Annotated in this window: 26 protein-coding genes and 1 tRNA gene; 15 read left to right on the plus strand and 12 right to left on the minus strand. The window is 65.3% G+C overall.

The features are described from left to right. Positions 1-13 precede the first annotated feature (13 nt). Genes RSO01_RS29435 through RSO01_RS29455 form a run of 5 tightly spaced genes read right to left on the minus strand, consistent with a single transcriptional unit; the run spans position 14 to position 5,710 of the window. The gene (locus tag RSO01_RS29435; RefSeq protein ID WP_246158910.1) at positions 14-1,108 is read right to left on the minus strand and encodes an FUSC family protein; all 1,095 of its coding nucleotides are present in this window, start codon (positions 1,106-1,108) and stop codon (positions 14-16) included. 51 nt (positions 1,109-1,159) lie between these two features. Continuing rightward, on the minus strand, positions 1,160-2,014 hold the full coding sequence (locus RSO01_RS29440) for a hypothetical protein (RefSeq protein WP_147154137.1): 855 nt from the start codon (positions 2,012-2,014) through the stop codon (positions 1,160-1,162). Beyond that, entirely contained in the window at positions 2,011-2,676 is a 666-nt protein-coding gene (locus tag RSO01_RS29445) for an ABC transporter ATP-binding protein (RefSeq protein ID WP_147154138.1), read from the minus strand. Before RSO01_RS29445 ends, RSO01_RS29440 begins: the two co-directional genes overlap by 4 nt. A gap of 2 nt (positions 2,677-2,678) precedes the next feature. Beyond that, positions 2,679-3,890 (minus strand): ABC transporter permease, encoded by a 1,212-nt coding sequence (locus tag RSO01_RS29450; RefSeq protein WP_147154139.1) that lies wholly within the window; start codon positions 3,888-3,890, stop codon positions 2,679-2,681. Beyond that, complete coding sequence (locus tag RSO01_RS29455; RefSeq protein WP_246158912.1) at positions 3,890-5,710, minus strand: YncE family protein; 1,821 nt, start codon at positions 5,708-5,710, stop codon at positions 3,890-3,892. The genes RSO01_RS29450 and RSO01_RS29455 overlap by 1 nt, the downstream gene beginning before the upstream one ends. A 143-nt stretch (positions 5,711-5,853) precedes the next feature. Between RSO01_RS29455 and RSO01_RS29460 the strand changes: the two genes are divergently transcribed. The 3 genes from RSO01_RS29460 (at position 5,854) to RSO01_RS29470 (ending at position 7,461) form a co-directional block, all read left to right on the plus strand. Next, positions 5,854-6,528 (plus strand): J domain-containing protein, encoded by a 675-nt coding sequence (locus tag RSO01_RS29460; protein ID WP_147154140.1) that lies wholly within the window; start codon positions 5,854-5,856, stop codon positions 6,526-6,528. Next, complete coding sequence (locus RSO01_RS29465; RefSeq protein WP_147154141.1) at positions 6,521-6,805, plus strand: hypothetical protein; 285 nt, start codon at positions 6,521-6,523, stop codon at positions 6,803-6,805. The genes RSO01_RS29460 and RSO01_RS29465 overlap by 8 nt, the downstream gene beginning before the upstream one ends. Positions 6,806-7,038: 233 nt before the next feature. Next, positions 7,039-7,461: a globin family protein gene (locus tag RSO01_RS29470; protein WP_147154142.1), complete on the plus strand. Its 423-nt coding sequence runs from the start codon at positions 7,039-7,041 to the stop codon at positions 7,459-7,461. Here the strand turns inward: RSO01_RS29470 and RSO01_RS29475 are convergent. Further along, on the minus strand, positions 7,448-7,954 hold the full coding sequence (locus RSO01_RS29475) for a hypothetical protein (RefSeq protein ID WP_170303445.1): 507 nt from the start codon (positions 7,952-7,954) through the stop codon (positions 7,448-7,450). The genes RSO01_RS29470 and RSO01_RS29475 overlap by 14 nt on opposite strands. 323 nt (positions 7,955-8,277) lie before the next feature. Here RSO01_RS29475 and RSO01_RS48490 point away from each other — a divergent pair, with 323 nt between their 5' ends. The 5 genes from RSO01_RS48490 (at position 8,278) to RSO01_RS29500 (ending at position 13,945) form a co-directional block, all read left to right on the plus strand. Beyond that, positions 8,278-8,601 (plus strand): HAD-IA family hydrolase, encoded by a 324-nt coding sequence (locus RSO01_RS48490; RefSeq protein ID WP_218037494.1) that lies wholly within the window; start codon positions 8,278-8,280, stop codon positions 8,599-8,601. A gap of 76 nt (positions 8,602-8,677) precedes the next feature. After that, entirely contained in the window at positions 8,678-8,896 is a 219-nt protein-coding gene (locus RSO01_RS29485; protein ID WP_147154144.1) for a hypothetical protein, read from the plus strand. 537 nt (positions 8,897-9,433) lie between these two features. Beyond that, positions 9,434-11,173 (plus strand): ABC transporter ATP-binding protein/permease, encoded by a 1,740-nt coding sequence (locus tag RSO01_RS29490; protein WP_147154145.1) that lies wholly within the window; start codon positions 9,434-9,436, stop codon positions 11,171-11,173. Between the two features lie 70 nt (positions 11,174-11,243). Continuing rightward, positions 11,244-12,608, plus strand: a complete 1,365-nt coding sequence (locus RSO01_RS29495; protein ID WP_308933100.1) for a GH1 family beta-glucosidase — start codon at positions 11,244-11,246, stop codon at positions 12,606-12,608. Next, a complete protein-coding gene (locus tag RSO01_RS29500; RefSeq protein ID WP_147154146.1) occupies positions 12,605-13,945 on the plus strand; it encodes a glycoside hydrolase family 30 protein in 1,341 nt (446 codons plus the stop codon). The genes RSO01_RS29495 and RSO01_RS29500 overlap by 4 nt, the downstream gene beginning before the upstream one ends. A 13-nt stretch (positions 13,946-13,958) precedes the next feature. Here RSO01_RS29500 and RSO01_RS29505 read toward each other — a convergent pair whose 3' ends face one another. From RSO01_RS29505 to RSO01_RS29530, 6 genes are all read right to left on the minus strand, one after another. Further along, entirely contained in the window at positions 13,959-14,147 is a 189-nt protein-coding gene (locus RSO01_RS29505) for a hypothetical protein (protein ID WP_147154147.1), read from the minus strand. A gap of 169 nt (positions 14,148-14,316) precedes the next feature. Then, on the minus strand, positions 14,317-17,205 hold the full coding sequence (locus RSO01_RS29510; RefSeq protein ID WP_147154148.1) for a hypothetical protein: 2,889 nt from the start codon (positions 17,203-17,205) through the stop codon (positions 14,317-14,319). Positions 17,206-17,330: 125 nt separating this feature from the next. Continuing rightward, entirely contained in the window at positions 17,331-18,638 is a 1,308-nt protein-coding gene (locus RSO01_RS29515; RefSeq protein WP_147154149.1) for an NtaA/DmoA family FMN-dependent monooxygenase, read from the minus strand. A 574-nt stretch (positions 18,639-19,212) separates the two neighbouring features. After that, positions 19,213-19,569: a hypothetical protein gene (locus RSO01_RS29520; RefSeq protein ID WP_147154150.1), complete on the minus strand. Its 357-nt coding sequence runs from the start codon at positions 19,567-19,569 to the stop codon at positions 19,213-19,215. A 14-nt stretch (positions 19,570-19,583) separates the two neighbouring features. Continuing rightward, positions 19,584-19,919: a hypothetical protein gene (locus RSO01_RS29525; RefSeq protein ID WP_147154151.1), complete on the minus strand. Its 336-nt coding sequence runs from the start codon at positions 19,917-19,919 to the stop codon at positions 19,584-19,586. Between the two features lie 276 nt (positions 19,920-20,195). Then, positions 20,196-20,271 (minus strand) — tRNA-Thr (locus tag RSO01_RS29530). A gap of 98 nt (positions 20,272-20,369) precedes the next feature. Here RSO01_RS29530 and RSO01_RS29535 point away from each other — a divergent pair. Genes RSO01_RS29535 through RSO01_RS29565 form a run of 7 tightly spaced genes read left to right on the plus strand, consistent with a single transcriptional unit; the run spans position 20,370 to position 26,363 of the window. Further along, positions 20,370-20,759 (plus strand): GFA family protein, encoded by a 390-nt coding sequence (locus RSO01_RS29535; RefSeq protein WP_147154152.1) that lies wholly within the window; start codon positions 20,370-20,372, stop codon positions 20,757-20,759. Positions 20,760-20,788: 29 nt separating this feature from the next. Then, positions 20,789-22,237, plus strand: coding sequence for an L-lactate permease (locus tag RSO01_RS29540; RefSeq protein ID WP_147154153.1), 1,449 nt, complete (start codon positions 20,789-20,791; stop codon positions 22,235-22,237). Next, complete coding sequence (locus RSO01_RS29545; RefSeq protein ID WP_147154154.1) at positions 22,234-23,100, plus strand: trypsin-like serine protease; 867 nt, start codon at positions 22,234-22,236, stop codon at positions 23,098-23,100. Before RSO01_RS29540 ends, RSO01_RS29545 begins: the two co-directional genes overlap by 4 nt. Before the next feature lie 52 nt (positions 23,101-23,152). After that, positions 23,153-24,040, plus strand: coding sequence for an NAD(P)-dependent oxidoreductase (locus tag RSO01_RS29550; RefSeq protein ID WP_281291530.1), 888 nt, complete (start codon positions 23,153-23,155; stop codon positions 24,038-24,040). Positions 24,041-24,050: 10 nt separating this feature from the next. Then, a complete protein-coding gene (locus tag RSO01_RS29555; protein ID WP_147154156.1) occupies positions 24,051-24,686 on the plus strand; it encodes a glutathione S-transferase family protein in 636 nt (211 codons plus the stop codon). A gap of 7 nt (positions 24,687-24,693) precedes the next feature. Beyond that, a complete protein-coding gene (locus tag RSO01_RS29560; protein ID WP_147154157.1) occupies positions 24,694-25,671 on the plus strand; it encodes a Bug family tripartite tricarboxylate transporter substrate binding protein in 978 nt (325 codons plus the stop codon). Between the two features lie 17 nt (positions 25,672-25,688). After that, positions 25,689-26,363, plus strand: a complete 675-nt coding sequence (locus tag RSO01_RS29565) for an aspartate/glutamate racemase family protein (protein ID WP_147154158.1) — start codon at positions 25,689-25,691, stop codon at positions 26,361-26,363. Positions 26,364-26,382: the final 19 nt, after the last annotated feature.

Below are 26,382 nucleotides of genomic sequence, written 5' to 3' on the forward strand. Positions count from 1 at the left end.
CCGTGCAGAGCTACTAGCGCATTGTCAGGCCTTCGGGCCGGCTCCCCTGCGCCTTGGCGCCGGGGTGCTGCCATTCGGTCACGATCCGGTCGAGGTCCTGCAGATCGCGGTGCATCTGCTCCAGCGCGAAGCTTGCGGCAAAGAAGCGCTCGGCCGCATCGCCGGACAGTTGTCGGACGATGCCATCGTGGCGCAGCGCCGCGACCCCGGCCGTCCAGGCGGCCAGCGTGCGGTGCAGCCGATCGATGGGAGGCGACTCGGCGCCGGTGCGCAGAGCAACGGCCGCGTCGCGCAGCCAAGCCGACGTCCCGGCGACGACGTCCTCCAGCATCGGCCGCAGCCGCTCGTGCATCGCCTCACCGAGCGGCGAGCCAATGGCGCGGCCGAGGAATACCAGATCGTGCCGCAGGCGCATCAGCGTGCGTCGCATCGGTCCGGTCTGAACGCCCAAATTCAGCCGGATCAGGCGCTCGCGCTCGGCCTCGCCGCCTACGGTATCGAGCGCGACCATCGCGGCGCCGATGCGATCCTGCAGGCGACTGACATCGTCGATCGTCATGCCGTCCAGGATGCCCTGCGCCAGGATGCCCATCGTCTCCGCCATCTGCTCGAGCAGGCGGGCGGCGGCGCCGCGCATCTGGCGATGGGCCGTCGACGGTGCCACGACCAGCGCAACCAGCAGGCCGATCGCCGCGCCCACCGCCACCTCCAGGATGCGGTCGATGGCCGAGTTCAACGGATCGACGTGGCTGAAGGCCGGCATCAGCAGCACGATGATGGCCGAGATCGGCACGACGTTCATGTTGGCGTGGGTGGCGGAGTAGAGGGCGAGCGGCGCCACAGCGATCACCAGCACGGCGAGCAGAGCCGCCTCGCCGGCATGCGGCACCAGCACGGCGATCACGCCGCCGTAGATCGAGCCGGCGAGCGTACCCAGCATGTAGTTCGCACCGGTCTTGAGCGTGCCGCCGATGCTGAGCTGGCTCACGATCGTGGCCGTGAGGACCGACCATAGCGGCATGGGCAGGCCGAGAAGCTGTGCCACGACCAACGCCACCACCGACGCCACCGTCACGCGCAGGGCGAAGGCGAAGTCGGCCCTGGACAAGCGTTGGAATCCCATCTCAGCCCCGTTGTCGTCAATCCCCGATCATGCCTTCTAATGCGGCGGCATGGGAATGAACACTGGCGGGGTGCCCGGCATCTTCCCACTTGCCTTGATCTCGGCGTCGTTGGCGCCGTGAGGTTTCAGATAGACGTAGAACGGCGTGCGGCGCTCGACGATGTCGTTGCCGGGCTGGGCACTGCGGCTGATCAGCATGTCGGCCTGGATGCGGACATGCATGTAGCCCGGAATCAGTTCGGCCCATCCCGTCACCTCGGGCGTGAACAGCACATCGTAGGAGTAGGCGTCGGTGAGCTTGATCACGCCGGTGCTTGCCTCGCCGACCGGCCGAGACGGCACCTGCTGCCAGGTCATGCCGGTCTGCACGTAGATGCCGACGGCGTTCAGCATGATGTAGAGTGGCCGCGCCGCATCGATGTTCTGCATCGCCATGGTCATGCGGTAGGACTTGCCGTCGGCCTCCTGCACGATGCGCGTCAGCTCGACATAGAGCGAGCTGCGCGCCTCGTGCTCGAGCAGCAGCCGCGCCTGGCGCTGCTGCTGCAGGGCGCGCTGCTGCCAGATGCCGATGCCGCCGTCGATGGCGAAGGCGGCGCACAGGATCGCCACCGTGCCCATCACCACTGGTGACTGCCAGAGCCTCAGCCCGCGCCCGAGCTTCACGGCCAGGCCCGCCGGCGGCTCGATCGGCCGCCGTGGTGCGGCCTCGCGCAGCTTCTCGAGCAGGGCGCTCTCGCCCTTCTCGCTCGCCTCTTCGGCAATGCCGAGCCGGCGGCGCAACACGCGCGCCTCGGACTGCCCGGCGGCCACCTGCCGCCACAGGTCGCGGATCAAGGCGTCCTTCTCAGGCGACGTGAGCTTGGCGAGATCGGGCCGCTTGGCATTCATGACGCGATCGTCCCGCCGGCGATATGGACGATCTGCTCGGCCTGCTCGGCCAGCGCCAGATTGTGCGTGACCAGCACCAGGGTCGTGCCGAGTTCGCGGTTGACGGCCAAAAGCTCGTCCATGATCTCGATCTCGGTCTGCTCGTCGAGGTCGGACGTCGGCTCGTCGGCCAGCAGCAGCACGGGATCGTTGATCAGCGCCCGCGCGATCGCCGCGCGACGCTGCTCACCGGCCGAGCACTCCGAAGGATAGGCGTCGAGATGGTCGCCGAGCCCCATGCGGCCGAGCAGCATCGCCGCCTTGCCGTAGGTGTCTCCGTCGCCCCGCTTGCCCAGCATGGCCGGCAGGGCGACGTTGTCGACCAGCCGGAGCGTCGGCAACAGGCTCGCGAACTGGAAGACGAAGCCGATGCGGCGGTTGCGGAAGGCCGCGAGCTTGTCATCCGACAAGCCCCAGATGTCGGTGCCGTCGATCGTCACACTGCCGTCCGACGGCCGGCTGAGGCCGCCGACCATGGCCATCAGCGAGGACTTGCCCGAGCCCGACCGGCCGATGATGGCGGCGTAACGGCCCGCCTCGACGTCGAGGTCGATGCCGTCGACGGCCAAGACCTCGCCACGCTCGGCAACGTAGCTTTTGCGCAGGGCCCGGCACGACAGCATCGTCAGGTCCCGCCGCGCACAAGATCGTAGGCGTCGCGCCGGCTTGCCCGCCATGCCGGATAGAGCACACCCACCACGCCGATCGCCGCGGCGAGCACGATCGCGCCGACAGCGAAGGCTATCGTGCGCGGCAGGTCGACCCACAGGAACGGCACGCCGACATTCTCGAGGTAGTAGACGAGCGAGCGCTCGAACAGGCGCATCACCAGCACGCCCAGCACGACGCCCAGGATGCCGCCGATGCCGGTTGCCAAAATGGCCTCGGTGACCATGACGCCCAGCACCTGGCCGCGCCGCGCGCCGATCGCCTTCAGGAGCCCGAGCTCTGCGCGCCGCTCGGTGACGATGGCGGAGAACAGCACGCTCACCATCAGCGCGGTGCTGGCAAACATCAGAACCATCAGGGCGACGATGCCGTCGAGCAGTGCCGCCAGTCCTTGCCGGATACCCGACAAGGTGGTGTCGCCCGCCACGACCTTCACGCCCTTCACGTTCGACAGGATGGCGAAGCGCGCCTGCAAAGGCGTCGCGCCAGGCGCCAGCTCGGCCAGGAAGCCGGTGACCTTGCCGGGCGCCAGCACCGCGGGCTTGGTGCCGTGACCGCCGATCGCCTCACCCAGCGCATCGAGTGTGGCGAAGGACATGAACACGCCGCGCTCGTGCGTGCCCACCCCGGTGCGGCCGAGCCGGCCATAGACGACATGCGGCTTGCCGAAGATCAGGAGCTGGCTGCCCAGCACGCCGTCGCGCACCGCGCCCAGGATGACGTCGCCCTGTTGCATTGGGCGATTGAGCTTCTCGCTGAGCCAGGGCTGCACGGTGAAGTCCTGCGCCGGCTCGAAGCCGATGAGGTCGGCCGATTCGTGGTGGCTGCCGATGCCCGAATGCTCGACCCGCACGACCTTCTGGGCGGCGATGCGGCCCAAGCTGGTGATCCGCGCCTTGGCGAGCGCATCGGCGTCGAGCACCAGCTCGGTTGGCTCAACGACGAGCAGCGAGGCGGTGATGTTGGTGAGCGCCCCCTCGGGCACCACCATCATGTCGGCGCCCAAGCGGGTGAAGCCTACGGCCATGCTGCGGTCGATGCTCTGCATCAGCACGGCGCCGGTGAAGACGACGCCGCTGCCCAGGGCCACCGCCGCGATCAGCAGGAAGCTGCGCGCCTTGCGGCGCCCGAGGTTCTGAAGGGCGAGGCTGAGGAGCAGCCAGCGCATCAAAGCGTGCAGGACCGCGTGTGCTTCATGTGCTCCAGCTTGGTCGGGATGATGACGCAGTCATGATGGCCGCCGTTGCTCGGCAGGATGCCGATCAACGTGTCGGTCGAGGTGTCGATGACCGAGATGCCGCTCTGCTGGCGCTGGAAGCCCGAGAACGGCGTGATCAGGTACTTGCCGTCGTAGGTCAGCGCCGGCGTCTGCAGGTCGGGCCCGATGCCCTGGATTTCCTTGGCGATCGTCCAGGTCTTGGTGTCGACCACCATGATGCCGCTGAAGGCCGGCGAGGGATGGAGGATCGTCAGGTAGAGCTTGGAGCTGTCGAGCGAGAACACCATGTGGAACGGGTTGGGATACTTGCCGCGCCACAGCGGATCCTCGACATGGGCGACCTTGCGCCAGTTGCGCGGATCAGGATCGCTGCAGCCGAAGATCGAGCAGTTGTTTTCCCGGAGATTGTTCATCATCACCAGGAACCGACCGTCGGGCGAGAAGCCGATCTCGTGGCCCGGCGAATGGATCTTGTCGAATACGACCTTCCAGGTGTCCTTGTCGACCTTCTGCACCGGATACTGGCCCTGCGAATCCTTGTTGAACTGCAGGAACGCTGTCGGCTCGAAGTTGTTCTCAGGGTCAAGGATGGCGATACCGCCGCACAGCCGCACCACCGTCGCCGCCCAGCGGCCCTCGGGATGCCAGATCGTCCCGTCGGCGCCGGTCAGGGACAACGGGTCGTCGCCGGGCAGCGAGCCCTCTTCGACGAACAGCTCGCCCATCGGCACCATTTCCCAGTCGATCTTGTTGCCCTTGGTGCCCTTGTAGTCGTACTTGCCGGTCTTCGGATCGGGATAGATGCGCTTGATGGTGAGCGTGCCGCCCTTGATCCAGGCCTCGCGCAGGTTGGCGACGTTGGGCGTCCAGTCGAAGCGCAGGCAGGCCTTCACCTGCGAGGTCGTGCGGTCGAAGCAGGCGGCGATGTCCTTCTGGCCGTCGGTCACGAAGTAGGACTGGGCGTCCTTCGGGTTGACCGTGACGTGCACGCCGAGCCCGAGCCCGGTGGTCTCCGACACGTTCTCGATCAGCTGCATCTGCGTGCCGTCGTAGCGCACGCGGTAGATGTTGGTGCCCTCGGGCGCGGTCTCGGCCGTGACATTGGTGTTCATGCCGTAGATCAGCGAGTTCTGGCCGCCCTGGGTCGAATTGACGAATTCGAAGCCATTCGCCGGATCGGCCGACGGAAAGGCACAGAGATGGTGGCTGATCGGATTGTAGTCGCCGTAGTTCCAGTACCAGATCGAGCCCAGCACGCGGTTGGAGTTGAGGTCGATGGCGTAGGTGCCGCCGCCCATCTTGGTCGGCAGCAGGGCGACCCAGTTGCCGAGACTTTGGCCGCGCAAATCGGCCCTGGAGTCGATGACCTCACGCGTGATGTTGTGGCGCTGCGCCTCGGTGTAGTTGGCGCCGGCATGGCGGATGCCGTGGTCGGAGACCGAGCCGCCGGTACCGAGCGCATTGTAGCCCAGCACGGCCGCTTCGGCGGCGACCGCCGTGCCGACCGCGACGTTGAACATGGTGCGCCGGCTGACGCCGCGGGTCTTGGTTGGGGCGGCCACGGCCTTCTTGCGCGCGTCGGCTTCTTTCTTCTCCGCGAGATAGCCCTGGAATTCCTTGTGATCCTCGGCATCGACCTCGGCGCGGCGACGCGCATAGTCGGCGGCCGATGCCCGCGCGGGAAGCTTGGCTCCCTCCGAAACGATCCTGGCGCCGGTCCCCCCGCGCTGAGGCGTCTTGGTGGTCGTCCGCTTGCCGCGCTTCGCCATTTGTATCCCCCTCAATCGTTCAAGTTGTTGGCGCGCGATACTAGACAGACCTTGATGCAAAAATAAACTTTTTGATGACGGCGCGAATGCAGAGCACGATTGTCATCGGTAAACTCCAGCCGGCCCATCGGGGGAGCGCGTGAATGGACTACATGGTCGTCATCAGTGCCGTCGTCCTCGGCCTCTCCGTGCTCGCGACCGTGGCGAAGTTCCTCGACTGGTTCATGCACTCCGATCCGCGCACCATGATCCGCACGACGCGCTGGATGCTGTTGCTGATCCTGCTCGCCTGCATTCCCCTGCTGGTCATCATGATTTCCAACCAGCAATGGGCGGCGGCCATGCTGGTCGGCGCCGGCATGCTGGTCATTCCCACTCTGCTGAAGTGGCGGACCCTGTTTGCGCCCTTGCGCGCGGCTTTTGACTATCTCCGGCCGAAACCGAGGCCTTTCGACATGGAAATCTGGCAGGACCCGCCGGACGACCCGGAGACCGTGCGCCGCGCTGCAGCAATCCTCGAAGCCTACGTCAGCAAGGCCTCCCTGATGGCGTTGCGTGACGAGCGCCGTGACCTACGCGAGGAGGAGGAGGAGGCCGCCGAAGCCGAGCGCATGTCGCGTGGCGAAGCGCTGGAAGTGCTGGGACTGGAGCCCGGCGCCGACGAATCCGAGATCCGGGCGGCGCACAAGCGCCTGCTGCGGCTGGTCCATCCCGACCGTGGCGGCTCGGCCTATCTCACCCGGCGGGTTTACCAGGCGCGCGATACGCTGCTCGCGCCCTCGCGCAAGACCAGGAGCAGGACGGCCGACGATGAGTGACGACAAGGTATCGGACATGTGGCAGCCGATGAGCACCGCGCCCAAGGACGACGTGCCCGTGCTGCTCTACTGTCCGGGTCTCAAGGGCCACGTCGCGCAGGAGATCGTCGTCGGCGTGTGGCGCTTCGACGCCAACCGCCGCACCTTCGGCTACTGGGTGAGCGATGTCGGTCAGCTCGATCCGGGCTTCGCCGAGACGGGCCCGTGGATCGAGTATCGCGAGCTGCAGCCCAAGATGTGGGCGCCTCTCCCCGCCTGTCCGATCGCCAAGGCCTGAAAGGCGCGCGCCGGGTTCGACGTCCCGCCCCCTCATAGTCTTCCGGACCGCGCGCTGGGTCGCGTCTGACGCGACCTTCCCCGCGCGCTCATGATCATGAAGCGCGCGGTCCGGAAGAGGAAAAAAAGAGGCGCGACACACGCGATACGATTCCCCCCGACAACGACATCCCCACGAGACAGACCCCGCGTACACCCTCGGCAGCCCCGAACCCCTCCGCCGAGGACCCGCCAATGACCCCCAACCAGATCAAGCTCGTGCAGACGAGCTTCGCCCAGGTCGCCCCGATCGCGGCCACCGCCGCCGATCTGTTCTACGGCCGCCTGTTCGAGATCGCCCCGCAGGTCCGCGCCATGTTCCCCAACGACCTCAGTGAGCAGAAGAAGAAGCTGATGGCGATGCTGGGCACCGCCGTTGCGGGCCTCAGCCATCTCGAGACCCTGGTGCCCGCCGTGGAGGCGCTCGGTCGCCGCCACGCCGGCTACGGCGTCAAGGCCCAGCACTATGCGTCGGTCGGCTCGGCCCTGCTGTGGACCCTGGAGAGGGGTCTCGGCGAGGCTTTCACCGCCGAGGTCAAGGATGCCTGGGCAACCACTTATATCGTCCTCTCAACGACGATGATGAACGCGGCCAACGAAAAGCCTATGGCGGCGTAACCCCACCCTGCGCCGCCTCCTCGTAAGCTTTTCGCGCCGTAGCCGCCGCCTCGACTGCTTCATCCACCCTGGTCGAGGCGGCGGTATCGATCACGTACAGCACCGCGCCACCGAGTATGATCAACCCGCCCCACACGTAGTACGTCCACGCCGCCATCTCGAGGCGCAGCAGGACGACGACGAAGGGGATCGGGAAGAACACGCCGACGAACCGAATCCAGGTCGCGCGCTGGTAGGCCTGTGTCCTGGCTTCGGCGTGGCTCTCCAGCGCGAGCGCCCGTTGCTGCAGACCCGACAGATCCTGGGTTTGAGTGTTTGCGACCATGGCGCGTCCCTGCAGCCCCAACACGTAACCATCATCGCACGGGACAGAGGTTTCCGCCCGGTGCATTGTGCGCCGACCGATCGGGGAGACGATGACCGGGATGAGCGCGACGATCCGGGCGCTGACGTTCGACGTCCAGGGCACCTGTGCAGATTTCTGCAAGCCCATGCAACGCATGGGCGAGGCCGTGAACAAGGCCAAGGGGCTGGACCTCGACTGGGGAACGCTGTCTTCCGAATGGCGGGCGCTCTATCGCACCGTGCTGGATGATGTCATTGCCAGCCGTCGGCCCTGGCTGCGCGTGGACCGCATCTACCGCGAGACGCTCGACACGCTGCTCGAGCGGCGCGGCCTGTCGACGGCCTTCACTGCCGCCGAGCGTGACGAGCTGAACGGTGTCTGGAGTCGTCTGGAAGCCTGGCCGGACAGCGTCGCGGGACTTGGCCGCCTGCGCCGGCGGTTCGTCAACCTCGACCCTTTCCAATGCCGGCATGGCGACGATGGTCGCGGTGGCGAAGCACGCCGGCCTGCCGTTCGACGCCATCCTGACGGCGGAACTCGCGCACATCTACAAGCCGGCGCCGGCCGTCTATCAACTCGCGGTCGACTATCTCGGCTGCCGGCCCGACGAGATCATGATGGTAGCCTGCCACAAGTACGACCTGGCGGCGGCCCGCGCCTTCGGAATGCGCACGGCCTTCGTGGCCCGCCCGCTCGAGTTCGGACCGGACGTCCGGCCGGACATCGCGCGCGAAGACTGGTTCGACATCTACGCCGAGGATTTCGTCGCGCTGGCCGAGGCCCTGGGCGCATAGGCGCACCCCTCCCCACTCGACGGCCGCAGGCCAGCCTGCCACCATCGCTCCCGCAACTTACTTTGGGGGCAATCACGTGAGACTGAGCGACAACGACGTCATGGTCGCCGCCACCCTGGCGGCCGCAGTAGGCGAGACCATGACCAGCAAGACCGCCGTCGACCTGGTGACGGTGCTGGAGGAGATCATCGACGAGCTGACCAAGCGCGGCGGCACGGGCGCGATGTGCGCGGCGGCCTTCAAGAAGCACTTCCCCGACCAGGTGCACGATCATCAGCACTTTCCGGATCGGTGATATCGGCGCCGCTCACCCGCCGCGGCGTTCTTTGATCGGAAAGTGAACTGGCCACCGATTCGCGGTCGTCGTCTTCGTCGGAATGCACTCGCTTTTCGACGAGGCGGCGCGCTTGCGATCGGCTTCGTACATCTCCCTCGAGACCAAGGGCAGCATCGCAGATGGATGGTAGGGCCGCGGCGGCGGAGACGACGTCTGGCCGCGATTGAAGGCTTGAAGACTTGCCCGTACGCGTTTGGAGAGTATCTGCGTCATTGGGAACGCCTCGCTAAGCCGATGCTTGGACCGTACGGATCAGGCGACACGTCCTGATGCTCGACGCTTGCGAAGTCCCTCACAATGGGCGTTCGAAAACCCAGCCCATGCCGCAATGAGCGTTGGTTGACCCACTCTGCGAAGTCAAACACTGTCACTGCCTTAGGGGTGCAGATTTTGAAGGTGATGCCCCGAGACAGCTATTGGCGCATGTGTTTTCTTTTCTGTCGGCCGCTCTGGCGCCTTTCGGCAAAACTGCGCTAGACAGGGTGCACTGAGCCAATGATGCAGGATACGACGCCCGCCAGTACCCATCCCGCACAGGGGATGGGCCCCTTTCTATGGCGTTTTATCCGTTTTGCCCTGCCCTTCTGGTCGTCGGGGCACAAGTGGAGGAACCGGGGCTGGCTGGCGCTGATCGCGGCCCTGACGGTTGCGCAGGTTGCGGTTCAGGTCGGCCTGAATTCCTGGTCGGCGCGGCTCTACAACGCGATAGAAGGCCGTCACCTCGAAGCGTTCGTAGGCCTGATCACGACCTTCTTGCTCCTGCTGCTGGCAAGCATCCTGGTGTTCTCCATCACGCTTTATGCCAAGCGACGCCTGGAATTTGCCTGGCGTGTCTGGATCACCAAAAACACGCTGTCGGTCTGGATGGCGCAAGGAAAGCACTATCAGCTCGGCCTGGTCGCGGGCGAGCACGGCGACAATCCGGACGGACGAATCGCCGAAGATATTCGCGTGACGACCGAGCAGGCCGTCGAGCTGGGCCAGGCCGCGTTTTACTGCACCCTGCTCTTCGGGACGTTCGTCGCCGTGCTGTGGAACCTCTCCGGTGTCATCCACGTGGACATCGGCGGGACGGTCATTCCCATCCCTGGCTTCATGGTCTTCGTCGCCCTTATCTATTCGGCGATCGGCACCAGCCTGGCGCTATGGGCGGGATTCCCCTTGGTCGGTGCTTCCAATCTGCGGCAGACGGTGGAAGCCAATTTCCGGTTTGGCCTGGCGCGTGCCCGGGAATATTCGGAAAGCATCGCCTTGATCGGCGGCGATGCCGATGAGCGAACGCATCTTCAGGAGTTGCTGCGTGGCGTGAGACGAGGCTGGGAGCGCCAGACCTACGGTCTGGTGCGCATCATCGTGTTCACTACGGCGTACGGCGTGCTGGCAAACCCGTTTCCGCTTCTTGTCGCGGCGCCGCGCTATATCATGGGGTTCATCTCGCTCGGCACGCTGATGCAGATGGCCCAGGCGTTTTCGCAAGTCACCGCCGCGCTGGCGTTTCCTGTCGACAATCTTTCCGGCCTCTCCCTATGGCGCGCCTCCGTCGAACGCGTGATGGCGCTGCAGGACGCACTTGGCGGGCTCCAGCAGAAGCTCGGCGCGAACCGCATCGAGGTAGAGCATGAGGGCAATTCGCTGCAGCTCGCCGGCGTGCGCGTGATGGAGCACGATGCGACGCCGGTGATGAAGGAGATAACAGCCGAGATCCGCCCCGGCGAACATGTGGTGATCGAAGGCAAAACGCCGATCTGCCACAAGCTCATTCTCGCCGTTGCAGGGCTTTGGCCTTGGGGCGCTGGAAAAGTGACGCTGCCAGAGGGTGCGAACATCTTCATTGCCACTGACCGGCCCTATCTTCCCGTTGGTCCTTTGGGCGAAGCCGTTTGCTACCCCATGACACTTGGCGTGTGTGTACCGGACGACATCAATTCGGCGTTGCGTCGCGTCGGCCTGGGCGATTGGGCCGGGCAACTTGGCGTCGTGGAGAACTGGGATTCGGTGTTCTCCGTGGCGCAACAGCAGAGGCTCAGTTTTGCGCGCATGCTGCTTCACCGGCCCGACTGGATTCTCCTGTCGGAGGCAACGAACGCGCTCGATGCCGCGGCCCAGCGTGATATGGCCGAGTTGCTGGTCAAGGAATTTCCGTCGGCAACAGTTGTGGCCGTTGGTCGAGTCGGATTGTCCGACGGGTTTTTCCAACGCGTGCTGCCTGTGGAGGCAGAGACCGCGTCCGGGTAATTGTCACGCAGGATGGAGCAGCGTAGCCTTCGGCAAAACGCGTGTGTGACGCATATTGGGGGAGTGGCCCGTGGTTGGAACTGATGTTGAAGCCGTGCCGGGCTCACCCGTACCTTCCAAGTTGACGCTGCCAGCATCGTTCAAGTGGGGCGTCTCCACCGCGGCCTATCAGATCGAGGGGGCCGTTGCAGAGGACGGCCGCGGGCCCAGCATCTGGGACCTGTTCGGCCGACAGGCCGGCCGTATTGCCAATGGCGATACCGGCGATGTGGCATGTGACCACTACCATCGCTACAAGGAAGACGTGGCGCTGATGCGGCGCCTCGGCGCGCAGGTCTACCGGTTTTCCGTGGCCTGGCCGCGCGTGTTGCCGCAAGGGCGCGGCCAGGCCAACAGCCTCGGCCTCGACTTCTATGATCGCCTGATCGACGAAGTGCTGCGCAGCGGCATCGAGCCCTGGTTGTGCCTGTATCATTGGGATCTGCCGCAGGCGTTGGATGATCTCGGCGGATGGCAGAACCGCGATATCGCTCTTTGGTTCGCCGACTACGCCGCCCTGATTGCACGCCGCTATGGCGACCGGGTTCGGCATTTTGCCACTTTCAACGAACCCAATGTGTGCACGTTGTTCGGCTACGGCATGGGCTGGAATGCACCCGGCATTGCCAACCGGCGGAGCTTCCTGCAGGCGGCTCACCATGTGAATCTCGCGCATGGCGAAGCGGTCCGCACGTTGAGGACGACGGCACCGGGAGCTCTTCTTGGCGCAATATACAATCGACAGGCTTGTCTGCCGATCAGCTCTGCGCCGCAGGACGCGGTGGCGGCGGGTATTCTGGACGCGTGCTGGAACCGGCTCTATGCGGACCCGCAATGCCTCGCCGAATATCCACCCGAACTGGCCGAAGGCTTGCAGGAATTCGTACAGCCCGGAGATATGGCGCGCATCGCCCAGCCGATCGACTGGTTGGGCCTGAACCACTATTGCCCGATCTATGCGCGCGCCGATCCGGGCCCGCTTGGTTTTGCCTGGGCCGATGCGCCGACTGACGTCCCCCTGACCGGCGTGGGCTGGCGCATCGACCCGGAAGCGTTCCGCAACGAAATCATCGGCACGCACCGGCGCTACAAGCTTCCTGTGTATATTACGGAGAACGGCTACGGCGCACACGAGACGTTGGATGCAGCGGGTGGGGTGAACGATCCCGGGCGCATTGCTTATTTCGCCACCTATCTCAAGGCGCTGGAGGAAGCTGCCGCGTCGGGCGCGGATGTGCGCGGCTATTTTCTCTGGTCGATTCTGGACAACCTCGAGTGGGGCGCGGGCTTCGCGAGTCGCTTTGGCATCGTCTACGTCGATTACGCGACCCAGAAACGTGTTCCCAAAGCGTCCTTCGATTGGTTTGCAGAGTTGATCCGAGCGCAGCAGAAATGATCGAGGGCTGGGTTACGCGTGATGCCAATTCCTTGCTGCAGCCCATGCAGCCGGCGGCGTTTTCCAGATCATTGCCGCAAGAGGCACTCCCCACGATCGACATCGACGACAGCCGGACCTTTCAGCCGATCGAAGGCTTCGGGTTCGCGCTGACGGGCGGCAGCGCCTATCTGCTGGCGGGGCTTCCGGCGGCAGACCGCGCGGCGCTGCTGGAGGAGCTGTTTGGTTTGACCGAGGCTTCGGTCGGGCTGAGCTGTCTGCGGCTGAGCATCGGCGCCTCAGATCTCGGCTGGCGGGATTTCACCTATTGGGATCTGCCTCCCGGAACGGCGGACCCCGACCTCGCGCGCTTCAATCTTGCCGTCTGCGATCCGGAAGTCGTTCCCGTGATGCAGCAGATATTGCGGATCAATCCGGCTGTGAAGATCATCGCTTCGCCGTGGTCGGCACCGCCGTGGATGAAGAGCAACGGCAGCTTCGTGGCCGGATCGCTGAAGCCGGAATGCTATTCGGCATATGCACGCTATTTCGCGAAATACGTGGCTGCGATGCGCGAGAACGGCATTCATGTCAGCGCGGTGACGCCGCAGAATGAGCCGCACAATCCGAAGAACGAGCCGAGCATGGTGATGACCGCCACGGAACAGGCGGATTTCATCAAGGGATACCTTGGACCGGAATTGCGCAAAGGCGCACCCGAAACAGAAATACTCTGCTGGGACCACAATTGCGACGAACCGGATTATCCGCTCGCGGTGCTGGGCGACGCCGAGGCGCGTCGCTATATCGCCGGCGTTGCCTGGCATTTGTACAACGGATCGCCGGAGGTGATGTCGAAGGTGTGGGCGCACTATCCAGACAAGAAGGTGTACTTCACCGAACAATGGGTTTCCTCGCATGACGATTTCATGGGCGCCCTGCGCTGGCATACGAAGAACGTCATCATCGGCACCCTGAGAAACTGGAGCCGCACCGCGCTCGAGTGGAATCTTGCCAACGATCCGGAATACGCCTTGCACACGCCCAACGGCGCCCAGGGAGCCCTGGGTGGTGTTACCATCGGGGCCACGATCAAGCGCAATCCCGGATATTATCTGATGGCGCACTCGGCGAGGTTTATCCGGCCGGGGTCGGTGCGGGTTGATTCAAGCGAGGTGGGTCAGCTTCCCAACGTCGCTTGTCGGACGCCTGATTCGCGGATGGTGATGGTGGTCTTGAATGACTCCGACGGTCCAAGGCGTTTTCGCGTTCAGCACCAGGGCGCTTATGCAACGCTGGAGCTGGGAGCGGGCGATGTCGCGACGCTCCGGTGGAACGTGGCTTCGGCGACAGCCTAGAGCGACTTGGGCCTCACGGCGCGTGGTCGGGCGCCACGTGATCCGGGTGAACGGCTGTGTAGACTCCGCGGCTGAGCTTCTTTGCGGTGCCAGCCTCCAAGCTCTCCTTGAGCAAGCTCGAGATGCGTAGGCACTCGCCTTCGCTGAAATCCTCCATCAGCCCCATGATTTGCATCACACGGCAGATGTCGACCCAATGCACAGGCACTTCCTTCAGCTCGGCGGCCTTTCTAAGTCCAGGTATCATCGTTCTTTCCCCTGGTGCGTGAGGAGCAGCGGCGACCCATATTTGAGCGCGGGGCAAGAAGCTTAACGATTTTGGCTAGGGTAGGTTGCACCGACACCCTCAGGTCCGAGCATCGCGCTCGCCGTCACATCAGCCAGCCGGAGCCAGATGTGCTCGTGAAGTCGAACTGCAGGATCAGGTCGTTGAAGTCATGGTCGCCGCCGCCGACCTGGTCCTCGAAGCCCCAGGTGTTGAGGCCGTAGTTCCACAGGTGGCCGACCGGCTGGCCGTTCACCTTCTCATTCGCCTGGGCGAATCCCCAGAAGACGTTGCCGCTCGTCCGGTCGGTCAGCCTGAAGGCAATCATGTCACCGGCATCGACGTTGGTCAGAACGTACTCCCCGTAGCCACCGTAACCAGGCCCGTCGAGCGACGTCATGCCGTTGCTGGCGGCGTAGACCCTCCCTGCGGCAGCGGCGGCGTAGCCGGCTGCGCCGGGTGCCAGGCCATCGACAGTGCCGGAAAGATCGTCGACACGAAAAACGCTGAGCGACAGGCTGTCCTCGCCGTTCTGCCGCAATCGCACGACCGCCGTCTGGTCGTCGGCGCCGCCCGCCGTCTCGGCAACGGCCACGGGCCGCGCCACGCGTACGGCGCCGGCTCCGGTGACGAAGTCGGCAAAGCCGAAGGGGCTGCTCAACACCCCCTGAATGGCTGTGGCCATCGAGGCGTTGATGGCGACAGTGAGATCGTCGCCGGCGCTGATGGACGCCTGCATGACGGCGCCCTGCGCCTGCTTGTCGAACAGCTTCACCAGCCCGGAATCGAAGTCGTCCTGCAGCGACTGCTGAGCCACGCGATTGGTCCACGCGTAGAGTGCCGAAGCGGTGCTGCCGAAGATCTGTGCGGAGCCGCCCAGGCCGAGCCCGATGGTGGCGCTCGACCCGGTCATGGTCTGGAACAGCAGCGTCTGGTCGGCGCCGCTTTCCCAGCCGTTGCCATCGGCCTCCAGCATGGCGGGACTTGAATCGAAGGACATCTGCGCGTGGGCGATGGCCGTGAGGGCGCGGCCGAGCAGCACGCCGTTGGGCGAGCCCAGTCCGCTCACGAGATCATAGCCGGGCCCGGCCTCGTAGCCGTAGCCGGTCGGCGTGAGGGCGGTGCCGTTCGATTCGTAAAGACCGCCCAGGGTGAAGGAAGAGATGTTGTTCCCCAGGGCAACATCATTGAACGAGCCCGGGGCGACCGCGGAAGCGATGTACAGGAGGTCGTTGGCGAATCCGAGGTCGGGCAGCCCCTGGTCGTGGAAGATCGCGTTGAACTGGATGGCGAGCGAGGCCCAGAGCGGCGCCGCGGCACTGGTGCCGCCGCTCAGGCTGAGGCGGTCCATGGCGTCGTTGGGCACGACATAGACGGTATTGCCGCCGGCATCGGCCGTGACGTCCGGCGCGCCGCGACCGGGCTGCGCCAGCGGATCGGTCGCTACAGGGTAGAGGCCGTACTGGGTTTGATAGAAAGGTGCGGGTTGGGTGACGTCGACACCGCCCGAGCTGGTCGTGTTGACGAGGTAGCCGCCTTCGAAAGGCTGGCCAGGATTGATCGTGATGTCGGTGCCATCGACGTAATAGGCGTTCCACACCGTCTCGACGAAAACCTGCAATGACGCCGCATCGGCGGGCAGGCTCTTCAGGCCGCCGGCAACCAGCATCCAGAGGGTGCCGAGATCGCCCTTGAGCGCCGGCGCCAGCACGGCATTGACCAGGCTGGGATCGGTTGGCGCCGAGGCAAAACTGGTGAGCGAGCTGCCGCCCACCATGACGTTGTAAGGACTGATGTCGTTGTAGAAGAGCTCGGTCAGCCCGGTCCCGATCAGGTTGCCCGAGCCGCCATCGCCCAGGGCATTGAAGAAGGTCTTGTTGCGCAGGGCGGCGTCGACGAAGAGTTGCTGGTACGCACTGTAGAAGGGCGAGCCCGGCGACATGCTGTTCACGTCGCCGAACGAGGAGGACAGGACGGCGGGGTTGGCCGTCATGTCCCAGATCGCGCTCTGGATGGCCGTGAAGGTGGTGCCCTGGGCATTGCCCGTGGCTGCCGTGAAGCCCGAGCCATTGTAGAGGGCAATGTTGCTGTTGGGGTTGACGGCCGCGACGACGCCGACATCCAGCGAGCGCTCGCCGGCGCCGCCCTCCGCCGCATTCTGTCCGTCGGCGCCTTGGACGAAGACGCTGCCGGTGCCGGTCCGGCCGATCGAGGCCAGATAGGCCTCGAGCGAGGCCTCGAACCCCGTCCCCAGCGGATCGTTCGGCAGCACGGATCCGGTCACGGGCTCGATCAGCCCGATCGTGCCGGTCGCGACAGCCTGACCGTCGAGCGGGAAGTTGTAGAGAGCAGCGATCTGCTGCGGCGGCAAATGGGCCAGGTTCAACGACCCGTTGCCGATGCTTTGCGGCCCTTGCGGCAGGGTCGCCGACTGGCCGGGCGTCATGTTGGATGGGTTGGGCAGGCTTTCGGTATCGAACCACAGGCCCGCGACGTTCCATTCCTCCGGCAGCGAGAGGCTTCCGGTCCAGTAGAGGAAAGTGTTGACCGGCGACGGATCGGCGATCGCCGCCATGGTGAGCGTGTTGTTCTGAAACAGGTTGGCGAAATCAGCCGCCGAGTTGATCTCCACCCAGATCGTCCGCGACTCGGCCGAGCTGACGTAGTTGCTGTTGGTGCCGTCGAGGACGGCGAGGTTGTAGGAGGCGCCTTGCAGTTGGGCAACGACACCGTCGTAGAGCGCCTGGTCGGCGCCGTAGGTGGTCCACAAGGTCCCCGACGCGTTCAGGTCGGCGAGTGTCTTCTGTCGTGTCGCCCAGTTCTCCGACAGCAGGCCCATCGGATCGCTATTGCGTTCGAGGACCAGTGCCACATTGAAGCCGAACGTAGGCGCGGTGCCGGTGACGCCGTAGGCCGCTTCGACAGATGTTTCGCTGGTGACGCGATAACCGGTGAAATCGAGGTACGTCGAGTTGGCGAGCGGTGCGTAAGCCATGTTGCCTTTGATGATCAAACAAACATCGCACTCGCTGCAGCGTGTCACCTCGCCGTCGGCTTTACCAGCCGCCTACTTGCAGAAGCCTGCCCGATCCAGTGCAGGCAGGTTCGCCTCAGTGTGTCTCAAAACTCCTTCAGATTGTCGGCAAGATGCTTGTGCACGTAGGCCTTGCGGGTCAGCCCGCGACGCTGCAGCTCGGGCACCAGCCCATCGCAGATCTCCATGATGGAACGGCGCTCGATCGGCGTATCGGAAAACAGGAAGCCGTCGCCGCCCACTTCCTGCATGACCTCAGCCATCACCCCCGCCACGCGATCGGGCGTGCCGGTGTAGTCGAGGCTGCCCTTGCTGGCGTAGCCGCGCACGATCTCGCGCAGGGGCTTGCCGAGCCATCGGGCCAGCGAGGACTGGTGGCCGTTGGTCGTGAGCGTGGTCGGCAGCGGCTCGTCGAGATCGAACTTGGAAAAGTCGATACCGGTCAGCCGCGACATGCCCGAGAGCTGCATCTCGACGTGCTTCAGCGAGTCTTCCTGCTGCAGCCGGCGCCGTTCGCGCGCCGCCTCCATCGTCGTGTCGACGATCGGCGAGCACAGGAACAGGAGCTTGATGTCGTCGGGATTGCGCCCCATCGCGGCGGCATTGCTGCGGACCTCCTGGCGATAGGCCTTCATCTTCTCGATGTTGCTGCCTTCGGTAATGATGGTGTCGGCCCACTTCGATGCGAACTTCTTGCCCGCCGCCGAGCCGCCGGCCTGGCAGATCGGCACGCGCCCCTGCGGCGAGCGCGGCGCGTTGATCGGTCCGCGCACCTTGAAGTACTTGCCGACGTGGTTGATCGGGCGGACCTTTTTGCCGTCGGCGAACATCGGGATGTCGCGATCGAGCACCACCGCATCCGCGTCCCAGGCCTCCCAGAGCCTGGTGACGACGTCGGCAAACTCGTCGGCCACCTCGTAGCGCTCGTCGTGCGGCCGGTGCTTGTCGTGGCCGTAGTTCTGCGCGGTGCCGTCGTTGCTGCCTGTGACGCAGTTCCAGCCGATGCGACCCTCGGTGACATGGTCCAGCGAATTGATGAGACGTGCCGCCAGGTACGGCGGGTATTCCGACACGGAGAGCGTCGGCACGAGGCCGAGATGCGTCGTCGCCTGTGCAAGCCATGGCACGAGCACCGCAGGGTCGAGCTTGGGAGAGCCCTGGGCGTATTGCAGATAGGTGTCGTGGTTGCCCTTGTAGGTATAGGGCACGTTCGAGGAGTCCTCGATGATCATGTAGTCCATGCACGCCCGCTCCATCCCCTTGGCGAGGTCGATGAAGAGGTCGGGCATCATCCAGCGCTTGACGTCGGTGGCACTGCCGGCCCATGTCGAGCGCCAGTTCTTGGAAGCGAAACTCTGGCCGAGAAACCAGGCGAGATGAAACGGTTTGGTCATGCCTGATTGGAAGCAAGACTCCGGCCAAGAAGCCAAGCGGCTCAACGGTTTAGTGATGCCAGTATGCGATCGCGAGCCTGCCAACTTTGGCAAACGTCAGCGAATTGCGTGTGACGCGGGCGCCTCGAGCAAACCGTCGGTTCAAGTCTTCAGATCGGCGCATCCTTCAACGCGCGCTCCAGTCGGGAGCCAACGTCGATCATGACGTAACAAAGCACCGGACGACTATCGGACGTTGAAGGCAAAGGTGGCCGAGCTCCACGAGGCAGCGGCACAATTCAAAGAGAATTCACAACGGATTCAAAGAAGGTTGAGAAGATGCCGCTGCCACTGGAACGCGCGAGCAACCTCCTCGCTGTGAGCAAGGAAAAACACGCAAGGCCTTGCCTTGCCAGGATTTGCGAAGGCCTGAGCATGAGAAAGGAGTGAGATGGTGCCCCGAGACTGCGCCACACAAATCTTCTAAGCAACTGGGTCTATTGGCCTTTGCGAGTTGCCATCTCGGGCGATACCTCCAATGGAGTCCCCACACTCATGCGTAGTAGCGAGCAAGTGTGATGCACTCAGAGGATCGCTACTCGCCGCGAGACGGCCAAGCTTTTCTCTCAATTGCCTCGACAAGATCACGAACTTTGAGGCTTCGGTATCGCCCCTTTCTTCGATCAGACTCACGACGCCGTCTGCGCCAAATCATCGCGAGGAATCCTTGCTCACCTGGAGCATAGGCGCCGAGATTGAAGTGGTCGAAAGTCGTACCGAACTCTTTGTGAATCCAATCAACAAGGTCGAAGTAGAGGACATCGCCGTAGATGCCGAGATCGTAGTAGATCTCCGTATCCGCCGAGATGTCGAGGGTCCGAGTTCGACGGGGATCGCCTATTGCGACCAGACGAGCAATCACCCTCTGAACGATTGGCGAGCTTTCCGTCATCGTCGGACTAGGTATCAGCGTACATGTTGGTACCCTGCTTCTTGGAGTAAACGCCATTGAGGTGTCTGCTCGTCACTGATGCTGGCGATTGCGATCCGCTGCCGAAACTGCTCTTCCAGAACCAGATCCACATTGTCTATGGCAATCTGATGCATCGGCGAGCCGTGCATGAACCGCCGCTGATAGCTTCGCCAATCAACTATTCGATTCGAAAGGTCCGGGTGAAGGCGCTTCAAGCGATTCTCTTCGTCATGTGAGAACGTAAGAAGAAACCGATCTGGTTTCGCTTTGAGCCATTCGATAAGTCGGGTGGTCTTGCCGCTGGCACGAGGCGAGTAATCAATTCTCATAGGTCTATCGCTCGAACGTGAGCCCGCTAGTGACAGGGCCACACTCGAACGCACTAGCTAATATGCCTTGATTGTATCACACGCTCGGCAACGCAATGTTAAGCTGTGGATTGGGAATCGAACCACCGACGGAATCCTTACAGCCGATACCCCACTCATTCTGAGCGGTACCCCCAGAGGTGCCACCATTTGAGTCGGATTGAGTAGCTGTGACTCCACAAGATGCTGCGGTGAGTCCCAGAGAGGGGAACCATACCGCAGACGCGATGGGGGTATTGGTGCCCCGAGACGGAATCGAACCGCCGACCCCATCATTACGAATGACGTGCTCTACCAGCTGAGCTATCGGGGCACGGCGCGGGTTCTAGGCGAAAGGCCCCCGCCGCGCAAGCGGCCATCCGGCCGCGTCGGCGCAAGCGGCCATCCGGCCGCGTTTCAGGGAGCTGGACCATGACCCGCAAGGCCCATTGTTGCTGCGGCGCCTGCAGCATCGAGGTGGAGGGCGACCCCGTCCTCAACGCCGTTTGCCATTGCGGCAACTGCAAGCGGCGCACCGGCAGCGCCTTCGGCTGGTCGGCCTATTTCGCCGACGAGCGGGTCACGGCCCGAGCGGGCGATTTCGGCCTCTACGAGATCACGGGCGCCAACCCGCAGCAGCGCTGGTTCTGCGCCGCCTGCGGCACCACCCTGCTGTGGAAGGCCGATGCATGGCCCGCGCGGACAGGCGTGGCCGGCGGGTGCTTCACCGAAATACCCCTGCCCGAGCCCACGGCCACGGTGTCGAACAACGGCCGCTGCGCCTGGCTCGGCCTGCCGGGCGACTGGCGCACCGCGCTCTAGCCGCCACGCCTCAGCGTCCCTAGCGTCCCATGACCACCCTGCTCGCCCTCGCGCCGCTGCTGCTCGTGCTCGGCTTGCTGGCCTCGGGCCGCGCCAGCGCCCTGGTCGCTGGTCTCGCCGGCCTGTCGGCGACCCTGATCGCCGCCTTCATCATCGTCGTCGAAGCCCGTGGCAGTGAGGCGCTGGCGCCGCTCTTCCTGCGCGAGACGGCGGCCGGGCTTTGGCTCTCCTGGCACGTCATCGCCATCATCGCCGCCGGCATGTTCTTCCATCGCTGCCAGCAGGCACGCGGCAGCGTGGGCGCCGGCACATTGCCCGTCAATGCACGTCGCCTGTGGTCGGTGTGCTTCCTGCTGGCGCCCTTCGCCGAAGCGGTGACGGGCTTCGGCGTCGGCTACATCATCGCGCTCGCGGCACTGCGCCGCCTCGGGCTCGGCGGCTTGTCGGCGCTGCTGCTCGGCCTCTACAGCCAGTCGCTGGTGCCGTGGGGCGCGCTTGCCACCGGCACCACGGTGGGCGCCACCCTGGCGGGCCTGACGCCCAACCAGCTCGGGCTCTCCTCGGCGCTGCTGCAGATCCCGATCCATGTCCTCTACCTCGCCTTCTACTGGCGGCTGGCGCGCGAGGCGGGCATCGCCGTGTCGCTGGCGCAGAAGATCGACGATGCGATCTGGACGGCGCTGCTGCTCGGCCTGATCTGGCTGTTCAACTACTACAGCGACGTCGAGATCGCGGGCGCGGCCTCGACCGCCTTGCTGCTGGCGCTGCGCTTCTGGCGCGACGAGCAGCCCGACGGCGCGCGCCTGCGTTCGGCATTGCACGCCAACGCGCCCTATGTCGCGCTCACGCTGGCGCTCTGCGCCACGCGGCTGGTGCCGCCCCTGCGCGATTTCCTGAAGCCCTTGTGGGCGATGCGGCCGTTCGACAACCAGCCCGCCTTCGCGCCGCTCTATGCGCCGGGCTTCTGGCTGGTCTCGATCGGGCTGGTCGTGGTCTGGCTGGCCCGCGCGCCGCTCGGCCGCGTGCTGGCCGAGACCGGCCGCGCGGCGTGGCGGTCCTGCGCCGTGACGCTCGCCTTCGTGGTCATGGCCGAGTTCTATGTCGGCTCGGGCATGGCCGGGACGATCGCCGAGGCCCTGCGCGCCGTGGCCGGACGCGGCGCGGCGCTGAGCGTCCCCTTGTTCGCGGCGACCGGCGGTTTCCTCACCGGCGGCGGCTCGGCCGCCAACGCCATGCTGATGCCGATGGTGACGGCGCTCGCCCGCGCCATCGCCGTCGATCCGGCCTGGGTCGCGGCGGTGCAGAACAGCATCTGCACCAACCTCACCATGCTGTCGCCGATCCGCGTCTCGATGGGTGCGGCGATCCTGGCGCTCGCGACGCCGGAGTCGGTGCTCTATCGTCGCGCCTGGCCGCTCGCGCTGCCGCCGCTGCTCACCGGCTTCGCCGCCATCGTGATCCTGCTGGTCCGCTCATGATCGTGACCCGACGCCGTTTCGCTGCTGCGGCGCTCTTGCTTGCCGCAGCGCCTCGTCCTGCCGACGCCGTCATCGTGCTCGACAGCACCTGGCGCGCCGAGGGCGGCTTTCGCGCCCATCTCGCCCTCGCCGACCAGCCGCAGTTCGCCTCGGTGATCGCGCTGTCGAGCGACGACGGCCAGGTCTGGGGCTCCGCCTCCGGCACCTGGATCGGCAATGTGCGCGGCCGCGCCCGCATCCTCACCGCCGCGCACGTCTTCAATCGCGGCGGTGCGGCCGACGACTACGTCTATCGCGCGCCCGACGGCACGGCGATGCAGGGCACCGATCTCGTCTTCCATCCGCTCTACAACTGGAACAACGCCGAGCGCACCGGCTACGACTTCGCCATCGTGCAGCTCGACGGGCCGATCGAGGATGGCGGCGCGCCGCCCGTGCTCTACGGCGACAATCGCGAGGACGGCCAGCGCATCGTCATGGTCGGCTGGGGCAGCCGCGGCATCGGCTCGGTCGGCCAAAAGCCAAAGTACTACATCGAGCCCGGCAAGGCCGCGGCCACCAACAAGATCGACGAGATCATGGACGCAGTGCACCCGGTGCCCAAAAGCGGCGATGCCGGCAACTGGCTGGGCGTCACGCTGCGCCGCGAGAGCGAGGGCGCCGAGCGCCTCGACGGCATCCTGGGCTCGGGCGACAGCGGCGGCTCGGCCTGGCTCCGCACGCAAGGCGGCGGCTGGGCGATCTGCGGCGTCAACGCCAACGGCAACGGCGACACCTACGGCTCGCAATCCTGGTTCGCGCGCGTCTCGGGCGTGCGCGACTGGCTCACTGCGACCGTGCCGGGCCTCCGATTTGTGACCTGAGGCCCGGACTGGCATCGGCCGGATTTGCCTCTATGATCGCGCCCTCAACGAAATCTCGCGGGAGTGGATGATGGCCAAGGTGGCATTTCTCGGTCTGGGCGTTATGGGGTTCCCGATGGCGGGCCATCTCGCCGCCAAGGGCCATGACGTGACGGTCTACAACAGGACCTTCGCCAAGGCCGAAGCCTGGAACCAGAAGCACAAGGGCAAGGCGGCCAAGACGCCCAAGGAAGCGGCGGCGGGCCAGGAGATCGTGTTCTCCTGCGTCGGCAACGACGAGCATCTTCGCGCGGTCGTGCTGGGCGACGACGGCGCGTTTGCCGGCATGGGCCGTGGCACGATCTTCTTCGACAACACCACGGCCTCGGCCGACATCGCGCGCGAGCTTCACGCCGAAGGCAAGAAGAAGGGCATCGACTTCATCGACGCCCCCGTCTCGGGCGGCCAGGCCGGCGCGGAGAACGGCCAGCTCACTGTGATGTGCGGCGGCGAGCAGGCGCCCTTCGACCGGGCGAAGCCGGTGGCCGACGCCTATTCCAAGGCGATCACCCTGATCGGCCCGCCGGGCTCGGGCCAGATCACCAAGATGATGAACCAGATGTGCATCGCCGGCATCGTCCAGGGCCTCGCCGAGGCGCTGAACCTGGGGCAGCGCTCGGGCCTCGACATGGAAAAGGTGATCAGCGCCATCTCCAAGGGCGCGGCGCAGAGCTGGCAGATGGAGAATCGCTGGAAGGCGATGGTCGAGGGCAAGTTCGAGTTCGGCTTCGCCGTCGACTGGATGCGCAAGGATCTCGGCATCAGCATGGCCGAGGGCAGGCGCGCCAAGGCGGCGATGCCGCTGGTCGCCCTGGTCGACCAGTTCTACGACCGCGTGCAGCAGCGCGGCGGCGGACGCTGGGATACGTGCAGCCTGATCCAGCCCCTGCAGAAGCCGTAGAGGTACAGCCATGGCAGGCTACAAGCTCTGGGGTCGCGCCGGCTGGGGCTCGACCATCGTGGAGGCGCAGCTCGTCTGGTACGGGCTGCCCTATACCTTCGAGCCGGTCGAAGACCTGTTCCGCACGCCCGACGCCGACGCCAAGCTGAAGAAGGTCAATCCGCTGGCCCAGGTGCCGACCTTGGAGATGCCCGACGGCAGCATCATGAGCGAGAGTGCAGCGATCACGCTGCTGCTGGCCGACATCACGGGCAAGGATTCGCTGGTGCCGCCGGCCAAAGCCAAGGAACGCGGCAAGTTTCTGCGCTGGCTGATATTCATCGTCGCCAACATCTATCCGACCTTCACCTACGCCGACGATCCGTCGCGCTTCGTGTCGGTCAATGCCGCGCGCGATCCCTTCCGCGCCGCCACCGACGCCTATGCCCAGCGGCTGTGGCGTCAGATCGAGGGAGAGGCCGGCGGCCCGTGGTTTCTGGGCGAGCGGTTCTCGGCGCTGGACATCTATATCGACATCATGACGCGCTGGCGCCCCAAGCGCGGGTGGTTCGAGAGCGAGGCGCCGCATCTCTTCGCCATCGCGCGGCGCGGCGACCAGGTGCCGGAGCTGGCCGAGGTGTGGAAGCGCAACTTCCCGGGCAACTGAGGTTCCCATGCAGCGTCGCGGTTTCCTGGCTCTCGGACTTGGAGCACTTGCCGGTCCCGCGCTTGTCTCTCGTGGATGGGCGCAGGCCAACTATCCCGACCGGCCCATCACCATGGTGGTGCCGGCGCCGCCGGGCGGCGGCACCGATCTGGTCGCCCGGCTCTACTCCGACCTCCTGTCGCAGGAACTCGGCCAGCAGGTGATCGTCGACAACAAGGGCGGCGGCAACGGCAATGTCGGCACCGCCGTCGTCGCGCGCGCCAAGCCTGACGGCTACACGCTGCTGATGCAGTACTCGGCCTACCATTCGGCCAATCCGGCGCTGATCAAGGAGCTGAACTGGAAGCCCGACGACTTCGCGGGCGTCGCCATGGGCGCGGTCGCGCCGCATGTCATCGTCATCGCGAAGAAGGTCCCGGCCGACGATCTCAAGAGCTTCATCGCCTACGCCAAGGCCAACCCGGGCAAGCTCAACTACGCCTCGGTCGGTGCCGGCTCGGTGCCGCATCTCGGCGGCGTGCTCCTGAACAAGGCGGCCGGCATCGACCTCACCCACGTGCCCTACAAGGGCGCCGGCCCGGCCACCGCCGATCTCGTGGCGGGCCAGGTCGAGCTGATGGTGGTGACGCCTCCCTCGGTGTCGGGCCACATCCGCAGCGGCGCGGTGAAGGCGCTGGCGCTGGCGAGCGATCAGCGGCATCCGGCCTTTGCCGAGATCCCGACGACGGCGGAGGCGGGCCTGCCGGGCTTCAAGCTCGATGGCTGGTTCGCCCTGTTCGCGCCGGCCGGCACGCCGCAGCCCATCATCGACAAGCTGAACGCCGCGATGCGCAAGATCGCGAAGATGGATACCGTCAGGGAACGCGCCAACCAGCTCGGCACGGTGCTGAAAGACTGGGCGCCGGCGGAGATGGACAAGTTCGCGAAAAGCGAGGTCGCCGACTGGGGCAAGGTGATCCGCGACAACAGCATCACGATGGACTGAGTTGGGCGGGGACTGACATGGCGTGCGTCGGAATTGTGGGCGGCCTGGGCGTCGGCGCCACGGTCGACTACTACAAGCGCATCACCGCCGCCTGCAAGGCGCGCAACGTCGTGCCCGACCTCGTGTTCGTCCATGCCGACGTCGATCGCGGCCAGGGTTACGTGCGCGACGGCCGCCTCGATGCGCTGGCCGACTATCTCGCGGGCTTCGTCGAGCGGCTGGGCCGCGCTGGCGCCGAGGCGGCGGTGCTGCCGGCGGTGACGCCGCACATCTGCATCAGCGAACTGATGCCGCGCATAAAGCTGCCGCTGATCAACATCGTCGATGCCATTGGCGCCGAGCTTCGCAAGCGACAGCTCAGGCGCGTGGCGCTGTTCGGCACGACCTTCACCATGCAGGGCAGCCTGTGGGGCCAGCTCTCGGGCGTCGACATCGTGAAGCCGCAGCCCGACGAGATCGCCTTCGTCGGCCGGGCCTATCAGCGCCTCCTCGACACCCAGCGCGGCCACGACGAGGACACCGCGGGCCTGCGCCGCATCGCCGCCGACCTGCAGCGGCGTGACGGCGTCGAGGCCATCCTGCTCGCCGGCACCGATCTCGCGGTGATCTTCGACGAGGAGACGGCGGGCTTCCCGAGCATCGACTGCGCGCGGGTACACATCGACGCCATCGTCGAACGGCTAACGTCTTAATCTTCCGGACAGCCGGCCT

The organism is Reyranella soli, from assembly GCF_007992495.1.
Classification (GTDB): domain Bacteria; phylum Pseudomonadota; class Alphaproteobacteria; order Reyranellales; family Reyranellaceae; genus Reyranella; species Reyranella soli.